The organism is Staphylococcus sp. GDY8P126P (assembly GCF_017891965.1).
In the GTDB taxonomy this organism is placed as follows: Bacteria; Bacillota; Bacilli; order Staphylococcales; family Staphylococcaceae; genus Staphylococcus; species Staphylococcus saprophyticus.
In genome coordinates this window covers 18,525-38,400 of the sequence record NZ_JAESKG010000026.1, presented here as the reverse complement: position 1 = coordinate 38,400, position 19,876 = coordinate 18,525, and the positions used below count along the sequence as shown (strand labels likewise).

At 35.3% G+C, this 19,876-nt stretch carries 16 protein-coding genes, 8 tRNA genes and 1 rRNA gene; all 25 read right to left on the bottom strand.

Annotated features, from left to right (window positions below; genetic code table 11):
* Positions 1-32 precede the first annotated feature (32 nt).
* The 25 genes from KA893_RS13525 to pth all read right to left on the bottom strand — a co-directional run bounded on the left by KA893_RS13525 (position 33) and on the right by pth (position 19,833).
* Positions 33-108, bottom strand: a tRNA-Ala gene (locus tag KA893_RS13525).
* Positions 109-127: 19 nt separating this feature from the next.
* Positions 128-201, bottom strand: a tRNA-Pro gene (locus KA893_RS13520).
* A 27-nt stretch (positions 202-228) separates the two neighbouring features.
* A tRNA-Arg gene (locus KA893_RS13515) sits at positions 229-305 on the bottom strand.
* 13 nt (positions 306-318) lie between these two features.
* Positions 319-407 (bottom strand) — tRNA-Leu (locus KA893_RS13510).
* 8 nt (positions 408-415) lie between these two features.
* Positions 416-490: transfer RNA gene (locus tag KA893_RS13505), tRNA-Gly, on the bottom strand.
* Positions 491-504: 14 nt separating this feature from the next.
* Positions 505-577: transfer RNA gene (locus KA893_RS13500), tRNA-Lys, on the bottom strand.
* 6 nt (positions 578-583) lie between these two features.
* Positions 584-659 (bottom strand) — tRNA-Thr (locus tag KA893_RS13495).
* Positions 660-672: 13 nt separating this feature from the next.
* Positions 673-748: transfer RNA gene (locus KA893_RS13490), tRNA-Val, on the bottom strand.
* A 24-nt stretch (positions 749-772) separates the two neighbouring features.
* Positions 773-887, bottom strand: a 5S ribosomal RNA gene (rrf, locus tag KA893_RS13485).
* Positions 888-1,375: 488 nt separating this feature from the next.
* The gene (lysS, locus tag KA893_RS13480) at positions 1,376-2,863 is read right to left on the bottom strand and encodes a lysine--tRNA ligase (protein ID WP_002484186.1); all 1,488 of its coding nucleotides are present in this window, start codon (positions 2,861-2,863) and stop codon (positions 1,376-1,378) included.
* A gap of 522 nt (positions 2,864-3,385) precedes the next feature.
* Positions 3,386-3,865 carry a 2-amino-4-hydroxy-6-hydroxymethyldihydropteridine diphosphokinase gene (gene folK, locus KA893_RS13475; RefSeq protein ID WP_002484187.1) on the bottom strand — a complete coding sequence of 160 codons (480 nt, stop codon included), beginning with the start codon at positions 3,863-3,865 and terminating at the stop codon, positions 3,386-3,388.
* Positions 3,862-4,230 (bottom strand): dihydroneopterin aldolase, encoded by a 369-nt coding sequence (folB, locus tag KA893_RS13470; protein ID WP_011303861.1) that lies wholly within the window; start codon positions 4,228-4,230, stop codon positions 3,862-3,864. The genes folK and folB overlap by 4 nt, the downstream gene beginning before the upstream one ends.
* Positions 4,208-5,011, bottom strand: a complete 804-nt coding sequence (gene folP, locus KA893_RS13465) for a dihydropteroate synthase (RefSeq protein WP_011303862.1) — start codon at positions 5,009-5,011, stop codon at positions 4,208-4,210. Before folP ends, folB begins: the two co-directional genes overlap by 23 nt.
* A gap of 221 nt (positions 5,012-5,232) precedes the next feature.
* Positions 5,233-6,165 (bottom strand): cysteine synthase A, encoded by a 933-nt coding sequence (cysK, locus tag KA893_RS13460; protein WP_210125937.1) that lies wholly within the window; start codon positions 6,163-6,165, stop codon positions 5,233-5,235.
* Positions 6,166-6,320: 155 nt separating this feature from the next.
* Positions 6,321-7,202 carry an Hsp33 family molecular chaperone HslO gene (gene hslO / locus KA893_RS13455; RefSeq protein WP_002484191.1) on the bottom strand — a complete coding sequence of 294 codons (882 nt, stop codon included), beginning with the start codon at positions 7,200-7,202 and terminating at the stop codon, positions 6,321-6,323.
* 205 nt (positions 7,203-7,407) lie between these two features.
* The gene (ftsH, locus tag KA893_RS13450) at positions 7,408-9,498 is read right to left on the bottom strand and encodes an ATP-dependent zinc metalloprotease FtsH (RefSeq protein ID WP_002484192.1); all 2,091 of its coding nucleotides are present in this window, start codon (positions 9,496-9,498) and stop codon (positions 7,408-7,410) included.
* A gap of 294 nt (positions 9,499-9,792) precedes the next feature.
* On the bottom strand, positions 9,793-10,332 hold the full coding sequence (gene hpt / locus KA893_RS13445; protein WP_002484193.1) for a hypoxanthine phosphoribosyltransferase: 540 nt from the start codon (positions 10,330-10,332) through the stop codon (positions 9,793-9,795).
* 4 nt (positions 10,333-10,336) lie between these two features.
* On the bottom strand, positions 10,337-11,632 hold the full coding sequence (gene tilS / locus KA893_RS13440; RefSeq protein WP_002484194.1) for a tRNA lysidine(34) synthetase TilS: 1,296 nt from the start codon (positions 11,630-11,632) through the stop codon (positions 10,337-10,339).
* Between the two features lie 201 nt (positions 11,633-11,833).
* Positions 11,834-12,232 carry a S1 domain-containing RNA-binding protein gene (locus tag KA893_RS13435; protein ID WP_002484195.1) on the bottom strand — a complete coding sequence of 133 codons (399 nt, stop codon included), beginning with the start codon at positions 12,230-12,232 and terminating at the stop codon, positions 11,834-11,836.
* A gap of 100 nt (positions 12,233-12,332) precedes the next feature.
* Positions 12,333-12,731, bottom strand: a complete 399-nt coding sequence (locus KA893_RS13430; RefSeq protein WP_011303866.1) for an FtsB family cell division protein — start codon at positions 12,729-12,731, stop codon at positions 12,333-12,335.
* Between the two features lie 18 nt (positions 12,732-12,749).
* The gene (locus KA893_RS13425; RefSeq protein WP_002484197.1) at positions 12,750-13,013 is read right to left on the bottom strand and encodes an RNA-binding S4 domain-containing protein; all 264 of its coding nucleotides are present in this window, start codon (positions 13,011-13,013) and stop codon (positions 12,750-12,752) included.
* Positions 13,010-14,209: a MazG nucleotide pyrophosphohydrolase domain-containing protein gene (locus KA893_RS13420; protein ID WP_037539114.1), complete on the bottom strand. Its 1,200-nt coding sequence runs from the start codon at positions 14,207-14,209 to the stop codon at positions 13,010-13,012. The genes KA893_RS13425 and KA893_RS13420 overlap by 4 nt, the downstream gene beginning before the upstream one ends.
* Positions 14,209-15,762, bottom strand: coding sequence for a polysaccharide biosynthesis protein (locus KA893_RS13415; protein WP_129335060.1), 1,554 nt, complete (start codon positions 15,760-15,762; stop codon positions 14,209-14,211). The genes KA893_RS13420 and KA893_RS13415 overlap by 1 nt, the downstream gene beginning before the upstream one ends.
* Complete coding sequence (gene mfd, locus KA893_RS13410; protein WP_069822180.1) at positions 15,752-19,264, bottom strand: transcription-repair coupling factor; 3,513 nt, start codon at positions 19,262-19,264, stop codon at positions 15,752-15,754. Before mfd ends, KA893_RS13415 begins: the two co-directional genes overlap by 11 nt.
* Complete coding sequence (pth, locus tag KA893_RS13405) at positions 19,261-19,833, bottom strand: aminoacyl-tRNA hydrolase (RefSeq protein WP_002484201.1); 573 nt, start codon at positions 19,831-19,833, stop codon at positions 19,261-19,263. Before pth ends, mfd begins: the two co-directional genes overlap by 4 nt.
* Positions 19,834-19,876: the final 43 nt, after the last annotated feature.

Below are 19,876 nucleotides of genomic sequence, written 5' to 3'. Positions count from 1 at the left end.
TTCAATGTTCATTTCTTCAATAATAATCAATATGGTGGAGACTAGCGGGATCGAACCGCTGACCTCCTGCGTGCAAAGCAGGCGCTCTCCCATCTGAGCTAAGCCCCCATACTATTTTCAAAAAGAGTCGGGAAGACAGGATTCGAACCTGCGACCCCTTGGTCCCAAACCAAGTGCTCTACCAAGCTGAGCTACTTCCCGTATATATAATTAACATGCATTTTAAAATGGTGCGCCCGACAGGGGTCGAACCTGTAACCTCTTGATTCGTAGTCAAGTACTCTATCCAGTTGAGCTACGGGCGCTATATTAAAATGATGGTGCCGAGGACCGGAATCGAACCGGTACGATAATCACTTATCGCAGGATTTTAAGTCCTGTGCGTCTGCCAGTTCCGCCACCCCGGCAAAAATAATGGAGCAGAAGACGGGATTCGAACCCGCGACCCCGACCTTGGCAAGGTCGTATTCTACCGCTGAACTACTTCTGCAAAATGAAACTGGATGAGCCATAGTGGGCTCGAACCACTGACCCTCTGATTAAAAGTCAGATGCTCTACCAACTGAGCTAATGGCTCATGAAATGGTGCCGGCCAGAGGACTTGAACCCCCAACCTACTGATTACAAGTCAGTTGCTCTACCAGTTGAGCTAGGCCGGCTATTCATTTGAAATGGTGGAGGATGACGGGTTCGAACCGCCGACCCTCTGCTTGTAAGGCAGATGCTCTCCCAGCTGAGCTAATCCTCCACATAAAATCAATTCGATTACTAAGCCTGGCAACGTCCTACTCTTGCGGAACGTAAGTCCGACTACCATCGGCGCTAAAGAGCTTAACTTCTGTGTTCGGCATGGGAACAGGTGTGACCTCTTTGCTATTGCCACCAGACAAAATAACTTACTCAATTAATGATACATTGTTTAACGATTATTTGCAATAGTCAATTTTACACTATCTTTAAATTTTCTTTACAAGATCTTCACTTGAATATTTGTTATGTAATAACTCGTTTTTGACGACTTTTATATATTACAACGTTTTAACATTTAAGTCAATAGCTTTTCAAACATTTACTTAAATTATTTTGTTGCATTTGTTAAGCCGTATCTCGTTTCTTTAACTCGACTTGAACTATCTTACCATATAGAAACTGACTTTTCCATCCTTTTTTCAGTTTATTTTTATATTTTTATAGCAGAATCTTACTTAAATGTATCTTATTACTTTAAAGAATTAAATTCATGTACTGATTTTCTTTTAAGTTATATTATATTCGCGATAAACACGCCTTGTAAATAGCATAAAAAAAGATCAATCTTCACACATCAATTACATGATGTATAAAGATTGATCCAGTTCTATTATATTTATCGCTATTATTTTTGTCTCATATAAGGGAACAGTAATACGTCTCTAATAGAGGCAGAATCTGTAAGTAACATAACCAATCTGTCAATTCCGATTCCTAATCCACCTGTAGGAGGCATACCATATTCTAACGCCTCGATAAAGTCTTCATCCATTTCATGTGCTTCATCGTTGCCTTGTTCTTTTTCTACTAATTGCGCTTCAAATCTTGCTCTTTGATCGATTGGATCATTTAATTCAGTAAATGCATTACCGTGTTCTCTTCCAACAATAAACAACTCAAAGCGATCTGTAAATCTTGGATCTTCCGCATTTTTCTTAGCTAATGGAGAGATTTCAATTGGGTGACCATATATAAATGTTGGTTGAATGAGTGTTTCTTCAACTTTTTGTTCAAAGAACTCATTTAATATATGACCATATTTCATATTATCTGTAATTTCTATGCCGTGTTCTTTAGCAGCTATTTTCGCATCTTCGTCACTTTGAATGTTGAAGAAGTCGACACCCGTTTCTTCTTTAACGGCATCGGCCATATGGATTCGTTTCCATTTAGATTCTAAATCTATTGTTTCTTCTCCATACGTTACTTTCGCAGTACCTAATACTTTTTCAGATATATGTCTAATCATATTTTCTGTAATATCCATAATATCATGATAATCAGCGTAAGCTTCATATAATTCAATCATAGTAAATTCCGGATTATGTCTTGTAGACACACCTTCATTTCTAAATACACGACCTATTTCATAAACTTTTTCTAATCCACCAACAATTAAACGTTTCAAATGTAATTCAATCGCAATTCTCATATATAAGGTAGCGTCTAACGCATTATGATGTGTAACGAAAGGACGTGCAGCTGCTCCACCTGCGATTTGGTGCATCATAGGTGTTTCTACTTCTAAAAATCCTTGTTGATTTAAATAGTTACGCATCTCTTGCAATATTTTACTACGTTTAATGAATGTTTGTGTACTATCTTGGTTAGTAATTAAGTCTAAATAACGCTGACGATAACGTTGTTCTATATCTTGTAAGCCATGGAACTTATCTGGGAGTGGACGTAAGGCTTTTGTTAATAAAGTGAATGACTGTGCTTTAACTGATAGTTCACCAGTGTTAGTTTTAAACATTACGCCTTCCACGCCTACTATATCTCCAAGATCTGCAGAATTCCAAATAGCAAATTGATCTTCACCTACTTGGTCTTTTCTTACATAAATCTGTATTTGACCACTTAAATCTTGAACGTGTGCAAAGCCCGCTTTACCTTTTCCGCGTTTCGTCATTAAACGTCCAGCAATACTTACATGACTTTCTTCTTCTTTTTCATGTAATTCTTCTTTGCTAAATTGATCCCAGTCTTCATGTAATGGGGTTGCCATTGAAGTACGATCAAATTTTTGACCAAATGGATCTATTCCTAAATCATATAGTTCTTGTAATTTTTGGCGACGGACCTGCATTTGGTCATTCATTTCTTCTGACATAACTTTCTCTCCTTTATGCTTCTTGTTCTACTTTCACTTTCTATTGCTTGGACTTCTAATTGAAATATTTAAATAAAAATGATCATTTATTACCGAATTTCAACTTAACAAAACATTTTCTGCTTTGTTTATTCTTAGAAGTGAGTATCCTTAAGGATAGCTAAACACATTCATATGTACTTCTCACATTCCAACTTTCTCACTCTTCAATTCTACTAGACGATGCAAACGGAATAAAGTTATTTAAACTTTTTTCTGGATTTTATTGATTCACTTATAAATACTTAATTTCAAATAGATAATCGTGCAACTGACACGCGGCCAGTGATTAAATACTGATAGTTACATATGCAGTTCTTCATAAAAAGCACTAAGTTATACACGTCAATGGGTGCATGCATATATTTTATATGCCTAAATCGCTCCACATGTACTCACACGACTGACAGTAACTCATTAAATTCAATCCATATAATGTACGTGCACATAACCGCTTCAAAAATACGCATTTACGCACATTTATTAAAATTCATATTTTCTAACTGACTCATCTGGTATCACTAAATGCCCTATTTCCTTATTTGAATTAGGTTCAATGACATTCGTTGCAATGTCATTCAATGGAATAAGTACAAACGAACGTTCCAACATACGTGGATGTGGCACTATTAACTCAGATTCATTAATAATTTGATCTCCATATAATAAGATATCAACATCTAAGGTTCTTGGCCCCCAACGTATATCTCTCACTCGATGTAGTTGTTGCTCAGTATCCAAACAGGCTTTCAATAATTCGTTAGGCTCCAATGTGGTTTGAACTTCAATACATTGATTCAAAAATTGCGGTTGATCTACATAACCTACTGGGTCCGTCTCATAAATCGGTGACTTCTGTGTAACTGTAATGCCCTCTTTATCATTTAAAATCGATATGGCCGCTTCAAGCTGAGTCAACCGCTCCCCAACATTACTTCCTAAACCTAAATATGCGTATGTCATGCGCGACTCTCCCTCACTATTTCTACACCTACACCATCATAATGACCTGGTATGGGTGGATTCTCTTTAGTGATTCTGACTTTCGTTTCCACTACACGATTATAGTGTGAATTTATACGTTTTGCAATACGTTCCGCTAGATGCTCCAATAAATTTACCGGCTCACCTTCCATAATTGCTTTAACATCTTCAAATACTTCACCATAGTGTACCGTATCCTTAACATCATCTGACTGACCTGCTGTGCTCAAATCAACATTCATCGTAATATCAACGATAAATATTTGGCCAATTTCATTTTCAGCTGGTAGCGCACCATGATAACTATAAAATCTCATACCATTAAGAAATATTGTGTCGCTCATTATCATTCTCCTTTAAATAATCCATGCTTTGTCCTAAACGAACATTCAGCGCGACATTATGTACTCTAACCGCTTTTACGCCTTCCATTATACCATAGGCTGTAGTAGCAGCTGTTGCTTCATCTCGTTCAACAGGTGTGGTCTCTTGCTCAATCATTTCTTTAATAAATCTTTTTCTACTTGTTGCCAACAGTACTGGGTAACCTGTAGCTACAAGTTCGTCTAATCGTGCCATGACTTCTTTTTCTTCCTCTCTAGTTTTTGCAAACCCAATACCTGGATCGAGCCAAACTTTATGTTGAGGAATGCCAGCCATTTCAGCTTTATTTGCTTGTTTAAGCAAGTACACTAACATTTCATCAACAACTGGTTCTGATCTTTGACCATCGCCATTGTGCATTAACACAATTTCTCCCTCGTATTTTGCAACAATATCAAATATACGTGCATCATTTAGTCCAGCCCATTGATCATTTATCATTGTTGCACCTAATTTCATCGCTGCTTCTGCTACTTCACTTCTATATGTATCGATTGATAGTTGAACGTCTAAGTGACTCAATGCCTTCACTACCGGTAATACACGGTCCAATTCCTCTTCTACAGTAATTTCTTCGAATCCTGGTCTTGTAGATATACCACCAACATCTATAATATCCACACCCTCTTCTACCATTTCCTCTGCCCTTTTCACTGCACGATCGACTGTATTATATTTACCGCCGTCTGAAAATGAATCCGGTGTAACGTTTAATATGCCCATAATTTTTGTATGTGTCATAATCATTTTGCTTCCTTTCACTTATAAAATGATTTTATCTTTAAGTTGTTATCTTATTTCTATAATAACGTTATTTGCTATATTTTTCAGTAATCAGCGCTTAATCCATACATATACCAACCTAAAATTTAACATTATCCTTGAACATATTAAAAGGCACTGCAAAACAAAAAGCCGGTGCACATTTATATGTGCCCGGCTCAATTTCACGTTATATTGGATTAGTCATCAAATGCGAATAAAGGAGTAGAAAGGTAACGTTCACCATTACTTGGCAATACAGTCACTACTGTTTTACCTTTTCCTAATTGTTTCGCTTTTTCAATAGCCGCATAAATAGCAGCACCTGAAGAAATACCACATAAGATACCTTCTTCTTTAGCAACTTTACGCGCCATGTCCATTGCAGTTTCATTACCTACTTGAACTACTTCGTCATAGATATTTTCATCTAAAGTGTCTGGAATAAATCCTGCACCTAAACCTTGTAGTTTATGTGGACCAGGTTCGCCACCACTTAATACAGGTGAATCTTCTGGTTCAATCGCAACTAAGTTAATGTCTGGGTAGTTTTCTTTCAATACTTTACCAGCACCACTTAATGTACCACCAGTACCAACACCAGCTAAGAATGAATCAATTGTTTTACCTTCAAATTGCTGAACTAATTCTGGACCTGTTGTTAATTCGTGAACACGAGGATTAGCAGGGTTCTCAAATTGTTGAGGTTCATAATAACCATGTTCTTCTTTTAATTCTTTTGCTTTTTTAATCGCGCCTTTCATAGCTTCTGAACCAGGCGTTAATACTAATTCTACGCCATATGCTTTTAATAAATTACGACGCTCTTGACTCATTGTTTCAGGCATAGTGAAAACGGCTTTATAACCTTTAGCAGCACAAACAAATGCTAAACCAATACCAGTGTTACCACTTGTTGGTTCAACAATCGTATCACCTGGTTTGATTTTGCCTGCTTTTTCAGCTTCTTCAATCATCGCTAATGCAATACGATCTTTTACAGAACCACCTGGATTTTGATATTCAAGTTTAACATATACGTCTGCAATGTCTTCGTCTACTACCTTATTTAATTTAACTACTGGTGTGTTACCAATTACTTCTACAATGTTATCTACTGGTTTATTTGTCATAAGTATTGCTCCTTTTCGTTAAAAAGTTTAAAACCTACTTTTTCAATCGGATATACATTCTATTTTATCAGATTTTTCTGTAAATACAACTGCAAAAACTTATTCTTCCAATTTTAACCTAACATACTTATCTGTCTAGTTTCATTCTAGCGGGTTTATTTAATATTATCTAATAATTGCTGTAACTCTTCTTCAGAAAATTGATATTTATTTCTGCAGAAATGACATTCCGCCTCAGCACCATGATCCTCATTTATCATATTTTGAATTTCAGCTTCTCCCAAACCTTTAATCGCATTTAAAAATTTGTCATGTCCACAATTACATTCAAAGTGTGCTGGAACATTTTCTAATATTTGTACATTTTCTTCACCTAATATTTCAAAAAGTAATTCTTCAGGTGTTAAACCCTGATCAATGAGTTTAGAAACAGGTGTCATATGATTAATCGCATCTTCTAGTTTATTAATCGTTTCGTCTTCTGCGCCTGGCATAACTTGTATTAAAAATCCTCCAGAAGCTTTAATTGAATTATCTGGATTAACCAATACACCCAATCCTACTGATGAAGGAACTTGTTCACTTTTTGCAAAATAGTATGTGAAATCATCGCCGAGTTCACCTGAAACAAGTGGACTAGAACCAGAAAAATAATCTTTCAATCCTACATCTTTAACAACTGTTAATGAACCATTCGTTCCTACTGCACGGCTAACATCTAACTTGCCATGATCATTTAAAGGAAAATGGGTTTGTGGGTTTGTGACATAACCTCGTACATTTCCTTTAGCGTCTGCATCAGCAATAACTTTGCCAATTGGTCCTTGGCCATCTACTGTAACTGTTAACTTCTGATTTCCTTTTAGCATTGCGCCCATCATTAATGTCGCAGTCATTGTGCGCCCAAGTGCTGCAGAAGCAGTCGGCCAAGTATAATGTCTTGTTTGTGCTTCTTGCACACTCTCAGTTGTCAAGGCACTGTAAGCACGAATCTGTCCTCCAAAAGCTAAAGCTTTAACTATATAATCATTTGTCATTTTTAAAATTTCTCCTTTAATATTAACTGTGTTTATTATAAAACATTTCATTTTCATGTCTATTTTGGGTTACTTTTTAATAACGCAATTTATTTTAAACTTTCGCACCAAAAATTGCGAAACATCTGTTTGCAATTATATGAACCATAAAAAAACTTCTTTCTACTATTCGTATCATAGCAGAAAGAAGTTTAAAATTCAGTCTTTAGTTTCGACGATCAGGGTCGTTTGAATTACCTGGTCTGTCAATGTCAGGTGCTTGTTCATGGCCAGTTGGCTCTGAATTTTCACCGTCTTTTTCATTGTCACCAGATTCTTCATCTTCATGATCGTCTTTTTGATCATCGTCACTACGATTTAATTGTTCTTTACGCACATCTTCATATGATTTACCGTATTTACCATCTTCGAAGTCATTTTTGTCTTCTTCTACGACTTTAGCTCCGTCATAGTCAACTTCTGGCAACACACCATCATGGAATAATGATTGTATTTGTTCAGCAACTAATGTTTCTTCTGTTAGTAATGATTCAGCAATTAAGATTAATTGTGATTTATGTTCTAACAGAATGTCTTTACAACGCTCATATTGTTCTTTAATAATGCGTTGTACTTCTTTATCAATTTCATAAGCAATTTGTCCAGAGTATTCAGGATCACCTTGCATATCTTTACCTAAGAACACTTGGCCATTGCTACTGCTTGAGAATTGAATAGGTCCAAGTTTCTTACTCATACCGTATTCTGTAACCATTTGACGCGCAATTTGCGTTGCACGTTCAAAGTCATTAGAAGCACCCGTAGAAACTTCATTAAAGTTGATATCTTCTGAAACACGTCCACCAAGTAAGCCACAAATTTTATCTAGCAACTCTGGTTCGGTCATTAAGAAGCGATCTTGTTTAGGTAACATCATTGCATAACCGCCCGCTTGTCCACGTGGAACAATCGTTACTTTATGAACAACTTCGGCTTCATCAAGCACCATGCCAATAATTGTATGACCAGCTTCATGGTGGGCAACAATATTACGTTCTTTTTCTGAAATAACACGAGATTTTTTAGCTGGACCTGCAATAACACGGTCAGTAGCTTCTTCTATATCACGCATATCGATTTTTTTCTTACCTTCACGAACAGCAACTAAAGATGCTTCGTTAAGTAAGTTTTCTAAATCTGCACCAGAGAAGCCTGGTGTTCTTTGAGAAACTGCTTTTAAGTCTACTGTTTCATCAAGTGGCTTGTTCTTAGCGTGAACATGTAAAATCGCTTCACGTCCTTTAACATCTGGACGACCAACTTGAATTTGTCTATCAAAACGACCCGGACGTAATAATGCTGGGTCTAAAATATCAGGGCGGTTCGTAGCGGCAATCATAATGATACCTTCATTTTCGCCAAATCCGTCCATTTCAACTAGTAATTGGTTAAGCGTTTGTTCACGTTCATCGTGTCCGCCACCAACACCAGCGCCACGCTGACGACCCACTGCATCAATTTCATCGATGAAAATAATACATGGTGCATTTTTCTTAGCATTTTCAAATAAATCACGCACACGACTTGCACCGACACCAACAAACATCTCAACGAAGTCAGAACCACTAATTGAGAAGAATGGTGTGCCTGCTTCACCAGCAACCGCACGTGCAAGTAAAGTCTTACCTGTACCTGGAGGTCCTACTAATAAAACACCTTTTGGAATTCTTGATCCCATTTGTTTAAATTGTTTATTGTCTTTTAAGAAATCGACAATTTCAATCAATTCTTGTTTCTCTTCATCCGCGCCTGCTACATCAGAGAAGCGAACACGTTTCTTCTGGCTATCGTACATTTTAGCTTTGGACTTACCAAAGTTCATCATACGACCGCCACCGCCGCCGCCACCTTGAGCTTGGCTTAGGAAGAAAATAAATAATAATGCAATAATTAATACAGGAATTAGTGTAGTTAGAATACTTACAAATACACTTTGTTTTTCTTCTTCTTTAACTGTAAATTTCAATCCGTCTTGGTTTTGTGCTTTATCAGTTATTTTTTCTAATTCTTTATCGTTGTTATATAAAATAGTTGAAGAATATTCTTTATCATCTTTGGTTTTACCGCTTACCATATATACATTTTGTTCAGGCTGTATCTCAAGTGATTTTAAATCACCTTTATCTAGCTGTTTCACAAATTGGTTATATGTAAGTTGTTTTGGCATATTACCATTTCCATTTAAAAATGAAAATAAACCAAATATTATAACGCCAATAATTGCGATAACAAGCACATTACGAAAGGCTTTCTGCATGCGTCGTTTCCTCCTACTTCAATAATAAAACTAACAAAAATTGTAACACAATACATGAGTTTACGGCTAGTATTTCAACTTTTGTACTATGTTTACAATTTTCAATGCTCTATTTTAAATTTAAATTGTCCCTAGTGCACATAAGTTACAAAATTCAATATTTTACAATTTAAGTCACGTTCGTTTTATGTATGAAAAATACTTTTTAAAGCGAACACATAGACATACTGATTAATATATTTACGCTTAGACTTACATTATATAATAATTTTCAGTTTCATAAAATTGTATTGCTTACTTTGAATAAATTTCTGATTTAAGTGTCCCTATATACGGTAAGTTACGATAGTGTTCAGCATAATCTAAACCGTATCCAACCACAAATTCATCCGGAATCTTTTTACCAACGTACTTAGCTTCAATATCAGCTTTACGACGATTTGGTTTATCAAGTAATGTTACAATTTCAAGTGAATTAACACGACGTGACTCCAATAACTCAGTGATTGATTTTAATGTTGTTCCAGTTTCTAAAATATCTTCAATAATTAACACATCTTTATTTTCAATTGACGAACTCAAATCTTTTAAAATTTGAACTTCTCCAGTAGATTCTGTGCCACCGTGATAACTTGAAACATCCATAAAATCAATAGCTAAATGCGTATCAATATATTTTATTAAGTCTGCCATAAACATGACCGAACCTTTTAATATGCCGATACATACAAGCGGTTTCCCATTATAAGCTCGTGTAATCTCTTCACCTAAATCTTTACAAATCTGATGAATATCTTCCTCTGATAATAATATTTCTTTTAAATCATCTCGCATGTTTTTATTCCTCTCCCATATCTCGTATAAAAATTGATTGTTCGTATTTATTTTTTAAATATAATGTGCCAACAGCAATAATCTCATTTTGGGCATTAACCATGACTGGTAATTGATTGCGTTCGGATTGAACGATTTTATGATCAATAAGCAACCTACTTATTTTTTTATGTCCTTCCATACCATTCAACTCGAATTTATCTCCATCTCTTCGTGTACGAATAACTAACGGAAAGTCCCCAACAGGAAAGTCATGTTTAACGTCAATTTGATAATGACTATAGTTGTATATACCAGGGTGAGTAATCTGAATCGGAAAATGTTTCACATCATAATTTGCCATTATTATAAATTTATCATAAGCGATATGAATTATCCATTTATCTGTCGTGTATAATGTGCATTGCGTCAAATTTCCTTCTAATTTTTGAAACCACTCATTATAAGTTTTTTCAGTTATTGAGCGAGTGATTTGAAGTTGTTCAAACAGGTTATCTAACACTGCCATCTTGACACTATGCCTTAAATTTAAAAATTGTGATCTTGCTATCGTATACTTCTGTGTTTTAACACTTTTACGTATATCTTGTTTTATAAATGCGACGGCTTCTTTATTTATCACTTCAAGTTGTTCATCATGCCACTCTTTTAGTTTGATTAATTGATCTGTAGCAAGTTGTGCATTTTCATTTATTTCAGGCAAAATACGATTACGAATGTCATTTCTCACATAATGATTTTGTGTATTTGTTTCATCTTCATAATAAGGTACACGATGCATAACCTGATAATCACGAATTTCATTTTTTGTTGTCGATAATAATGGTTTACATATCTGATAAGATGCGCGTGCAGTTTGATAAGCCATACCTAAACTACTTCTTGTGGAACGTCCAGTCATTACTCGATAAAAAATAGTTTCTATCTGATCATCTTGATGATGGGCGGTCAGTAAGATATCTGCCTTTAATTCATACATCATCTCATCAAACCATTGGTAACGTGCTACTCTTGCGTCATTTTCAATACTATTCCCTTTTTCAATAACATCTGATAAATCTAAGTGCTTAACGTAAAGCTCAACATGATGCGCTTTACAAAATTGTTTGAGAAAATATTCTTCTTCCTTCGCTATCGGGCGGATGTTGTGATTTACATGTAAGCAGGTTAATTTTGTGTATGAATCTTTCAATCTTGTGATTAACTCATGTAATAACACCATGCTATCAACACCTGTAGAAACCGCCAATACAATGTGCTTATCTTTCGTCCAACCCTCAGTATTAACGTTCAGCTTCATCTACCTCCACTCACTCTAAATCTTCCAACAATTAGCCTAATCACTTTGGAATCATCCCATATTACAATAAAAAGAGACTGTTTCCTCAATTAAGAAAACAGTCTTAGATTGTTACGCTCAAACTTAATATTGGAATCATTGATTGTACGTTGTTCTCAATAAATCAGTTAGTTATATATAAAACAGTTGTATTATCTATTATTAGCGTCTAGCGCCTTTGCCACCGCGTCTTGATTCAGTTTGACGTTTGATGGAAGTTAATTTATCTTCGCTATCTTTTAAGAAGTTTGTTAATTTCTTTTCAAAGTCTTCACCTTTGGGTTGTGGTTGTTTATGACTAGGTTTACTTTGAGGTCTACGCGGACGATCTTTTGCTTTTTTAATAGATAGACTAATTTTACCGTCATCAGCAATAGATAGCACTTTAACTTCAACTTCATCTCCAACAGATAAATGATCTTCTACGTTTTCAACGTAATTATCTGCAACTTCACTTATGTGAACTAAGCCACTTTTTCCTTCTGGAAGTTCGACGAAAGCGCCAAACTTTTTAATACCAGTGACTTTACCTTTAAGCTTGTTTCCTACTTCGATTGACATATTGTAAATAAATCCTCCCGATTTGTTTCGATTTTAACCTTATTATATGCCTGTTTGCATAAATTAACAATGGTATTATGATGCAAAAAAATAATTTTCGCTATTTATCTTCTTTAGAAGATTTTGAACCTGCATCCGATTTATCACTCGGTAACTTAAATATAACTTCTCCATCATTACTTAAATAGTAATCATCTCTTGCTACTTTTTCTATATAGCTCTTATCATTTAAGTTGTTAAGTTGTTCTTTTAATGCTAATTCCTCATCTTGTTGCTTTTGATATTTTTCTTCTTTTTGTTGTCGTTCTACAGCATCGTCATTATTACTTTGCTTTTGAGTGACAAGCATGATACACAAAATAATAATAATCGCGAGCAGTATCCCACCAAACAAAGTGATACGTCTGCGTATCACACGTCTTCTCATTTTTTGCTTTTGTTTCTTTTTATTTTCAGAAGAGGTGAACGTATTTCCGATATTTTCAACTTTTTTACTCAATGCTTGCCACCTCCTCTATTATTCTCCGCCAACTTTTTCTTCTTTAACAATCTCATACATGCCTTTTGCGTTTTCTTTAGTTGCATGTTCACTTAACCCTGTTACATTTATTGTTACAATTTTTTGTCCAAAACGAATGACAAGTTCGTCCGTTACTTTAACATCTGTTCCAGCTTTAGCAACTGAACCATTTACAGTGATACGACCTTGGTCACTAATTTCTTTCGCTAATGTACGACGTTTTACCAGTCTTGATACTTTTAAATATTTATCCAGTCTCATGATTTATCTCCTCCTTGCTCTAAATAATCTTTTAAAGCAGCTTCATCTAGCGACATGTTTTTTGTTTTATCATACAACTTCATGAAATGCTCTGCAAACACTTTTTCGAATTTCACGCGTTGGACTTTTCCTTCTTTTGCTTTGGCGTCTGCCCAAATGTGTTTTAAATCTTCTTCAGTTTCTGCATGCGCCTCTCCAAAAATGTGTGGATGTCTGCGTATCATTTTTTCGGATAAACTTTGTACTACTTCATTTATATCAAAATAGCCTTCTTTTTTACCAATACTTGCATGTAATAACACTTGTAATAATATGTCACCAAGTTCTTCAATCATATGCCAATCATCTTCATTATCTATCGCTTCAAACAATTCAAACGTTTCTTCCAGTAAATAACGTTTTAACGTTTGGTGTGTTTGAATTTTATCCCAAGGACATCCAATTTCATCATCTACAAGTCTGTCGATAATTCCTGTCGCATAGTCAAAATCACTCATATATGTGGCATCATTTTCAACGCGCTTAATAAATACACTGGTTAAGTTGCTGAAAATGTCTGGATGGTGATCTAATTCGTATAAGGGTGTTTCAATGACATTGGCACCGTTAGCATGCGCACCATCAATAATGAATACAATTTGTTCATCATCGTAACGCGACATCAATGTGACTTTTAAATCTCCAGCAGTCATGGAACTAAACACTTGAGTAATCAGTGTGTGCGTTCGAATATTCAACTGTTCGCTGCTTAAAGAAGTAGCATCAAGTAATGTAAAGCCATCATTAGGGTCAACTTTAACCGCTTCAAAGATATCATCAATGAAACTTTTGCCCCCTAAGACTTTAATTTCAATATCATCATCTTGTTGCGCATAGGCCTCTAACTTAACAGTGGTTGTCTCAGCAACGCGAGGGTGCCCCGGAACTGTATAGACGATATCTGTGTCTGAATTTCGTGCTTTAGTCATAAGTTGAGATACAATGTCTTCATAAACCTCATTAAACCCACTATTTGATTCATAAACTTCATCAAAACTTTGAAATACGACACCCTCAGAAGTCAATATTTCTATAACTGGATGATCTAACGTACGCGTATAAACGAAGGGGTGATGCTTCAAAAATTTATATACTCCAAAGGGTAATTCATCAATGCCATAATTACCCAATCCAACAATTATAATTTTTCCAGTCATTATCGTTTCCCTCTTTTCATATGGATGAGTTTATCACCCAATGGTAAATGCTTTAACTCTTTAAAACTTAATAGCTCAGTACGAACAATTACAATGATGATGACGATAACGCCTACACCTGCAGCAACGACCAATTCAACAATACCTGCGACGCGTCCCTGTGTAGGAAGTAACCACATTGTTAGTTGAACGGCAACGGATAATATCAGCATTGTAAAAATTAACTTTGCGACATATTTTTTCATATTACGGAATTGATAATGTTTCAATACGTGATAATGCAAAATGGCAGCAAATAAGATTAATGATAACACTGTGCTTAAACTACCACCTAACATGAAAAATGGCGGTATCAATACTACATTTAAAATCGCTTTACTCACTACACCAGTAATAAACGCTTGAAATATAGGTCGCACTTGATTCTTCACTTGTAACAATGCAATATCCATCATAATTAAAGACACAAATATAACAGTTAGCATATACACTGCTAAAGTTCCGGTTTGGCTATCATTTTTAAAAAATACATGGTTCATGATAGGTAGTAAATTAATCAAACCGATACCCGCAGCAATGCTAAATAGCATAGTAATTTTAATAGAAGCATTCGCATATCTATTGATAAGTACATGATTCTTAACTTTAATCGCATCTGTCAGCAATGGAATAAGGACAAAACAAAATGTGGTAGTGACGATTAACCCCATTTGAATAAAAGATGCACCACGATCATAAATGCCTTTTTGCGTTGTAGATTCTTGAAAACTCAATCCTGTATTCCGCAAAGCATGGATAACGGTAAAGCTATCCACAACTTGCCATACAATCACAATAAGTTGACTTACAGCAAAAATCACAATGGCTAATGCCAATTGTCGCCATGCAACAACCTTATTATGTTCAATATTTTGCGCTTTAAATGCGGTTAATTTGAAAGGTCGTTTCAACACAAGATATATACTAGATGCTAAAAATCCAAAAGCTGAACCAATAATCGCCAATGTCCCAGCCGCATACAGTGACCATTGTTGTGTCATAAATAGAACAATGGCGATAATGATAATGCCAACACGAACAAACTGTTCTATAACCTGGGAAATTGCAGGTATATTCATATTTTGATGCGCTTGATAGTAGCCTCTATAAATACCCAATATACTAACAAATAAGAAACTAAAACTCGATGCGCTTAACATTGGTGCGAGGTTAACATCACCCATTAAGGTAGCAATCCATTTTGCACAGATTAACAAAACTAAGAAAAAACTAGTACTGACAATCTGCAATCCGACTAAAACCTTCATATATTGGCGAGGATGACCGTCTGCTCCAAACATTTGAGTAACAGCACTCGGTATGGCATTCATTGTCAAAATAACACCTAAAGCAACAATTGGATAAACTTGTTGATACGCATACAGTCCTTCGTCACCTAAGATATTTTGATAAGGTACTCGATAGATTGCACTTAATATTTTAACTATGATGAGTGCTAATGTAAGCACAACTACTCCGTTAAAAGCAGATGACTTATCCGTTTTAGATTTCATCAGTTATAACCATACTTTCTTCTAAACTTTTCGTTAGGAATTTTAGACTGTCTAACCAGTTACCTGTTTTATTTAACGTTACTTTCATTTTGCCTTCTTGAACTCCGACTTTCATCGTACGACCAAGTGGCTGTGTCTGTTTAAATAATGTTTCACCATTGATATCTGTTGTACCTTTTTCTGACAGGTAGACTTCTACTTGCTTACCAATATCTTTGATTAACGTCACACCTGCGTGTAACGCATGAACTTTAATTTCCATCATTTCTAATAATCTTTCTACTTCTATTGGATAGTCATTGAAGCGATCGATCAATTCATCTTTAACATCCATTAATTGTGTTTCACTTTCAATTTTACGCAATTTTTTATAGATTTCAATTTTAGATTGTTCATTTGGTATATATTCAGCTGGTAAATAAGCATCGATATTAAGTTCTATTTCAATCTCAGGTGCATCTTGTTTTTCTGCTTTTACGCCACGTTTTTCATTAACTGCTTCTTCCAACATTTGAGAATATAAATCGAAACCAACAGAGTCAATGAAACCGTGTTGTTGTTTACCTAATAAATTACCTGCACCACGAATATTTAAATCTCGCATGGCAATTTTAAAACCTGAACCTAGTTCAGTGAATTCTTTTATCGCTTGTAAGCGGTCCTCAGCAGTTTCAGACAACACTTTATTGGTAGGATGTAAGAAATAAGCATAACCTATACGACTTGAACGTCCTACACGTCCTCTTAATTGATACAATTGGCTGAGTCCGAAACGATCAGCGTCTTCAATAATCAGCGTGTTAGCATTTGGTACATCGACGCCCGTTTCTATAATTGTTGTAGTAACAATGATGTCATATTCATGGTTAATAAAGCTGAGCATCGTTTCCTCTAAATCACGTTCATTCATTTGACCATGTGCTACACCGATATTCGCGTCAGGCATAAGCATTTGCAGCTGTTCTCTTTTCTCGTAAATAGATTGCACTTTATTGTATAGGTAAAACACTTGGCCATCTCTTGATATTTCCCGTTCCAATGCCTCTTTTATAAAATTCGTATTTTGCTCTAAAACATAAGTTTGTACTGGGAAGCGGTTCTCTGGTGGTGTTTCTATAACGGATAAGTCTCTCACACCTAGCATACTCATATGCAATGTACGTGGAATAGGTGTCGCTGTTAATGTGAGTACATCTACATTGTTCTTCAGTGATTTAATACGCTCTTTGTGACGTACACCAAAACGTTGTTCCTCATCTACTATAAGCAAGCCTAAATCTTTATACTGAATATCTTTACCTAACAATTTATGTGTTCCTACAACGATATCAACGAATCCTGACTTTAGTCCTTCTTTCGTTTCTTTAACTTCTTTTGTAGTTCTAAATCTACTTATGAGTTGTACTTCTATCGGAAAGTCTTGCATACGCTCTATCAACGTTTCATAGTGTTGTTGTGCAAGTATCGTTGTCGGCACAAGAAATGCTACTTGTTTACCTTCCATAACTGCTTTAAATGCTGCACGTACAGCAACCTCTGTCTTACCGTAACCTACATCACCACATAGTAATCTATCCATAGGACGCTCAATTTCCATATCCTGTTTGATTTCTTCTATTGATTTACTTTGGTCGGGTGTAAGTTCGTATGGAAAATCAATTTCAAAATCATTTTGTTCTGCTGTATCAGGTCCAAATTTATATCCCACAGACATTTCACGTGCTTTATATAGCTCTATCAATTCATCAGCCATATCTTCAACACTTTGTTGTACTTTGGCTTTTGTTTTTTTCCATTCTGTTCCGCCAAGCTTATTCAACTTAGGAGATTTGTCTTCTGACGCAACATATTTTTGCACTTGATCCATCTGATCAACGGGAACAAATAACTGGTCGGTGCCTTTATATTGTAATTTAATATAATCTTTATGCACGCCACCTACTTCAAGTGTTTCAACACCTAAATATCTACCAACACCATGATGGACATGAACGACATAATCGCCAACTTTCAAGTCTTGGTAAGATTTGATTTTTTCAGCGTTCGTTAACGTTTTATGCTGTTTTGGTTTTTTCTTTTGTTTTGATTTAAATAATTCTCTCTCTGTGACAACAACTAATTGCATGTAAGGTAGCTCAAAACCTTCTGACAAACTACCTTCTGTAATAATGGCACTGCCACCTTCATTTCGACGACTTGGTGTATCAATAAAGGTAGGTATATGCATTTCATTTAGCATAGATTGAATGCGTTCTTTTTTCGTTTCCGTTTCTGCAAGTACAACAATCGTGTAATCATTTTGAATAAATCTTTGGAATTCAGAACGCATAATATCATACTGTCCATAAAACTGTTGTACTGGTTTACATGAAAATTTAATGATTTCATTTAATTGAACAGGCATCGTTGCTGTAAACAATGTAAAGTAGGTAACCGCAAACGGTTTTAATAAATTTTCAAAACCTTCATATTGTAGAAAACTTTGATCAATAAAACCTTTTCCACTTTCAATTAAATTTTGCATAAATTCATCTATTTCAGTTACAAGAGTTGTTTCAGTTTCTTTAATTCTATTATATTCATCTACAGCAATAATGGCATCCTCTTTAAAGTAATCCATAATCGTTGCTGGCTGTTCATACATAAATGCTACTAGTCTACGAAGCACTTGATGATCAAACATTTCTGCTTCGAATAATTGAAAACTTTCATAAGTTTCTTTTAATTCATTTCGCACAGACTTTTCAATTTTTGGACGTGTGTCTTCATATGCTTGCTTTAGTTTATGCTTTGTATGTTTAAGCACATCTTCGGTAATGATATAGTCACTAGCAGTTGTGATATCAACATGTTCGATATTGCCTTCAGAACGTTGAGATTCTACATCAAAATCACGTATAGAGTCTACTTCAGTATCGAAAAATTCAATACGTACTGGCTTACCAATTAATGGGTAGATATCTACAATCCCACCACGTAATGAAAATTCTCCTATATGTGAAACGACACTTTCTCTACGATATCCCATATTTACAAGCTTATTTAAAAATTCGTCAATGTCGATATCGTCGCCTACATTTAGCGTTAATTGATGCGATTTCCACATATCTACCGGCGTGAGCCATTTTTTCAATCCGTTTAAAGGTACGATAAATAACCCTCTCTCTTCTTGAGCAAGTGCCGTTAATGTTCGCACGCGTTCACTCATAAATTGAGGGCTTTGTGTTGAAAATTCTTCTGTCATAATATCCTGCATCGGATATTTATATATTTCACTATCTTCTACAAATTGCAGTAAGTCACTTTCTAACTTATCTGCTTGATAAAGATTGTTTGTAACAACAAGTAGTTGCTGCTCACTATTCAAATATTTTTCAGCTATAATCGTTGCTTTTGCGGCACCAGATAGTCCGGTTACTAAAACATTTTCTTTACCAAATACTTCGTTTAACTCTTGGTATCGTTTGTCTTCATTTATATATTCTGTAATTATTGATTTCACTTAATCTCACCATTATATTCATTCATTACACGGTCAAATCGATTACTTTCTATATAAGCTTCGATCGCTCGTGCAGAATGTTCTATTACTTTATTCATCGTTTCCATTTCTTGATTTGAAAATTTTTGCAAGACATAGTCTACGATGGCCATGCCATTTGAAGGTCGATCAACGCCGATTCTAATTCGTTTGAACTGGTCTGTTCCTAACATTTGAATAATGGATTTCATGCCATTGTGTCCACCAGCACTACCTTTTTGTCTGAGTCTAATTTCACCCTGAGGTAAATCTAAATCATCATATAAGACAATTAAATCCTCTATATCAATGTCATAGTATTTCATCAAAGGTGCCACTGCCTCACCTGACAAATTCATCATTGTCATAGGTTCTATGAACATTACTTTTTCTCCAGCTAAACGCTCTATTGTGTACGCACCTTTAAATTTTTGTTTATCTAAAGAAAATCTATTTTGCTCTAACATAAAATCTATGACTTCAAAGCCAATATTATGCCTTGTTTGTTCGAAGCGTTTACCTATGTTGCCTAGGCCTACAATACATTTCATTACGTTACCTCCACTCGCTGTATGCTCATTATCTAATATTTAT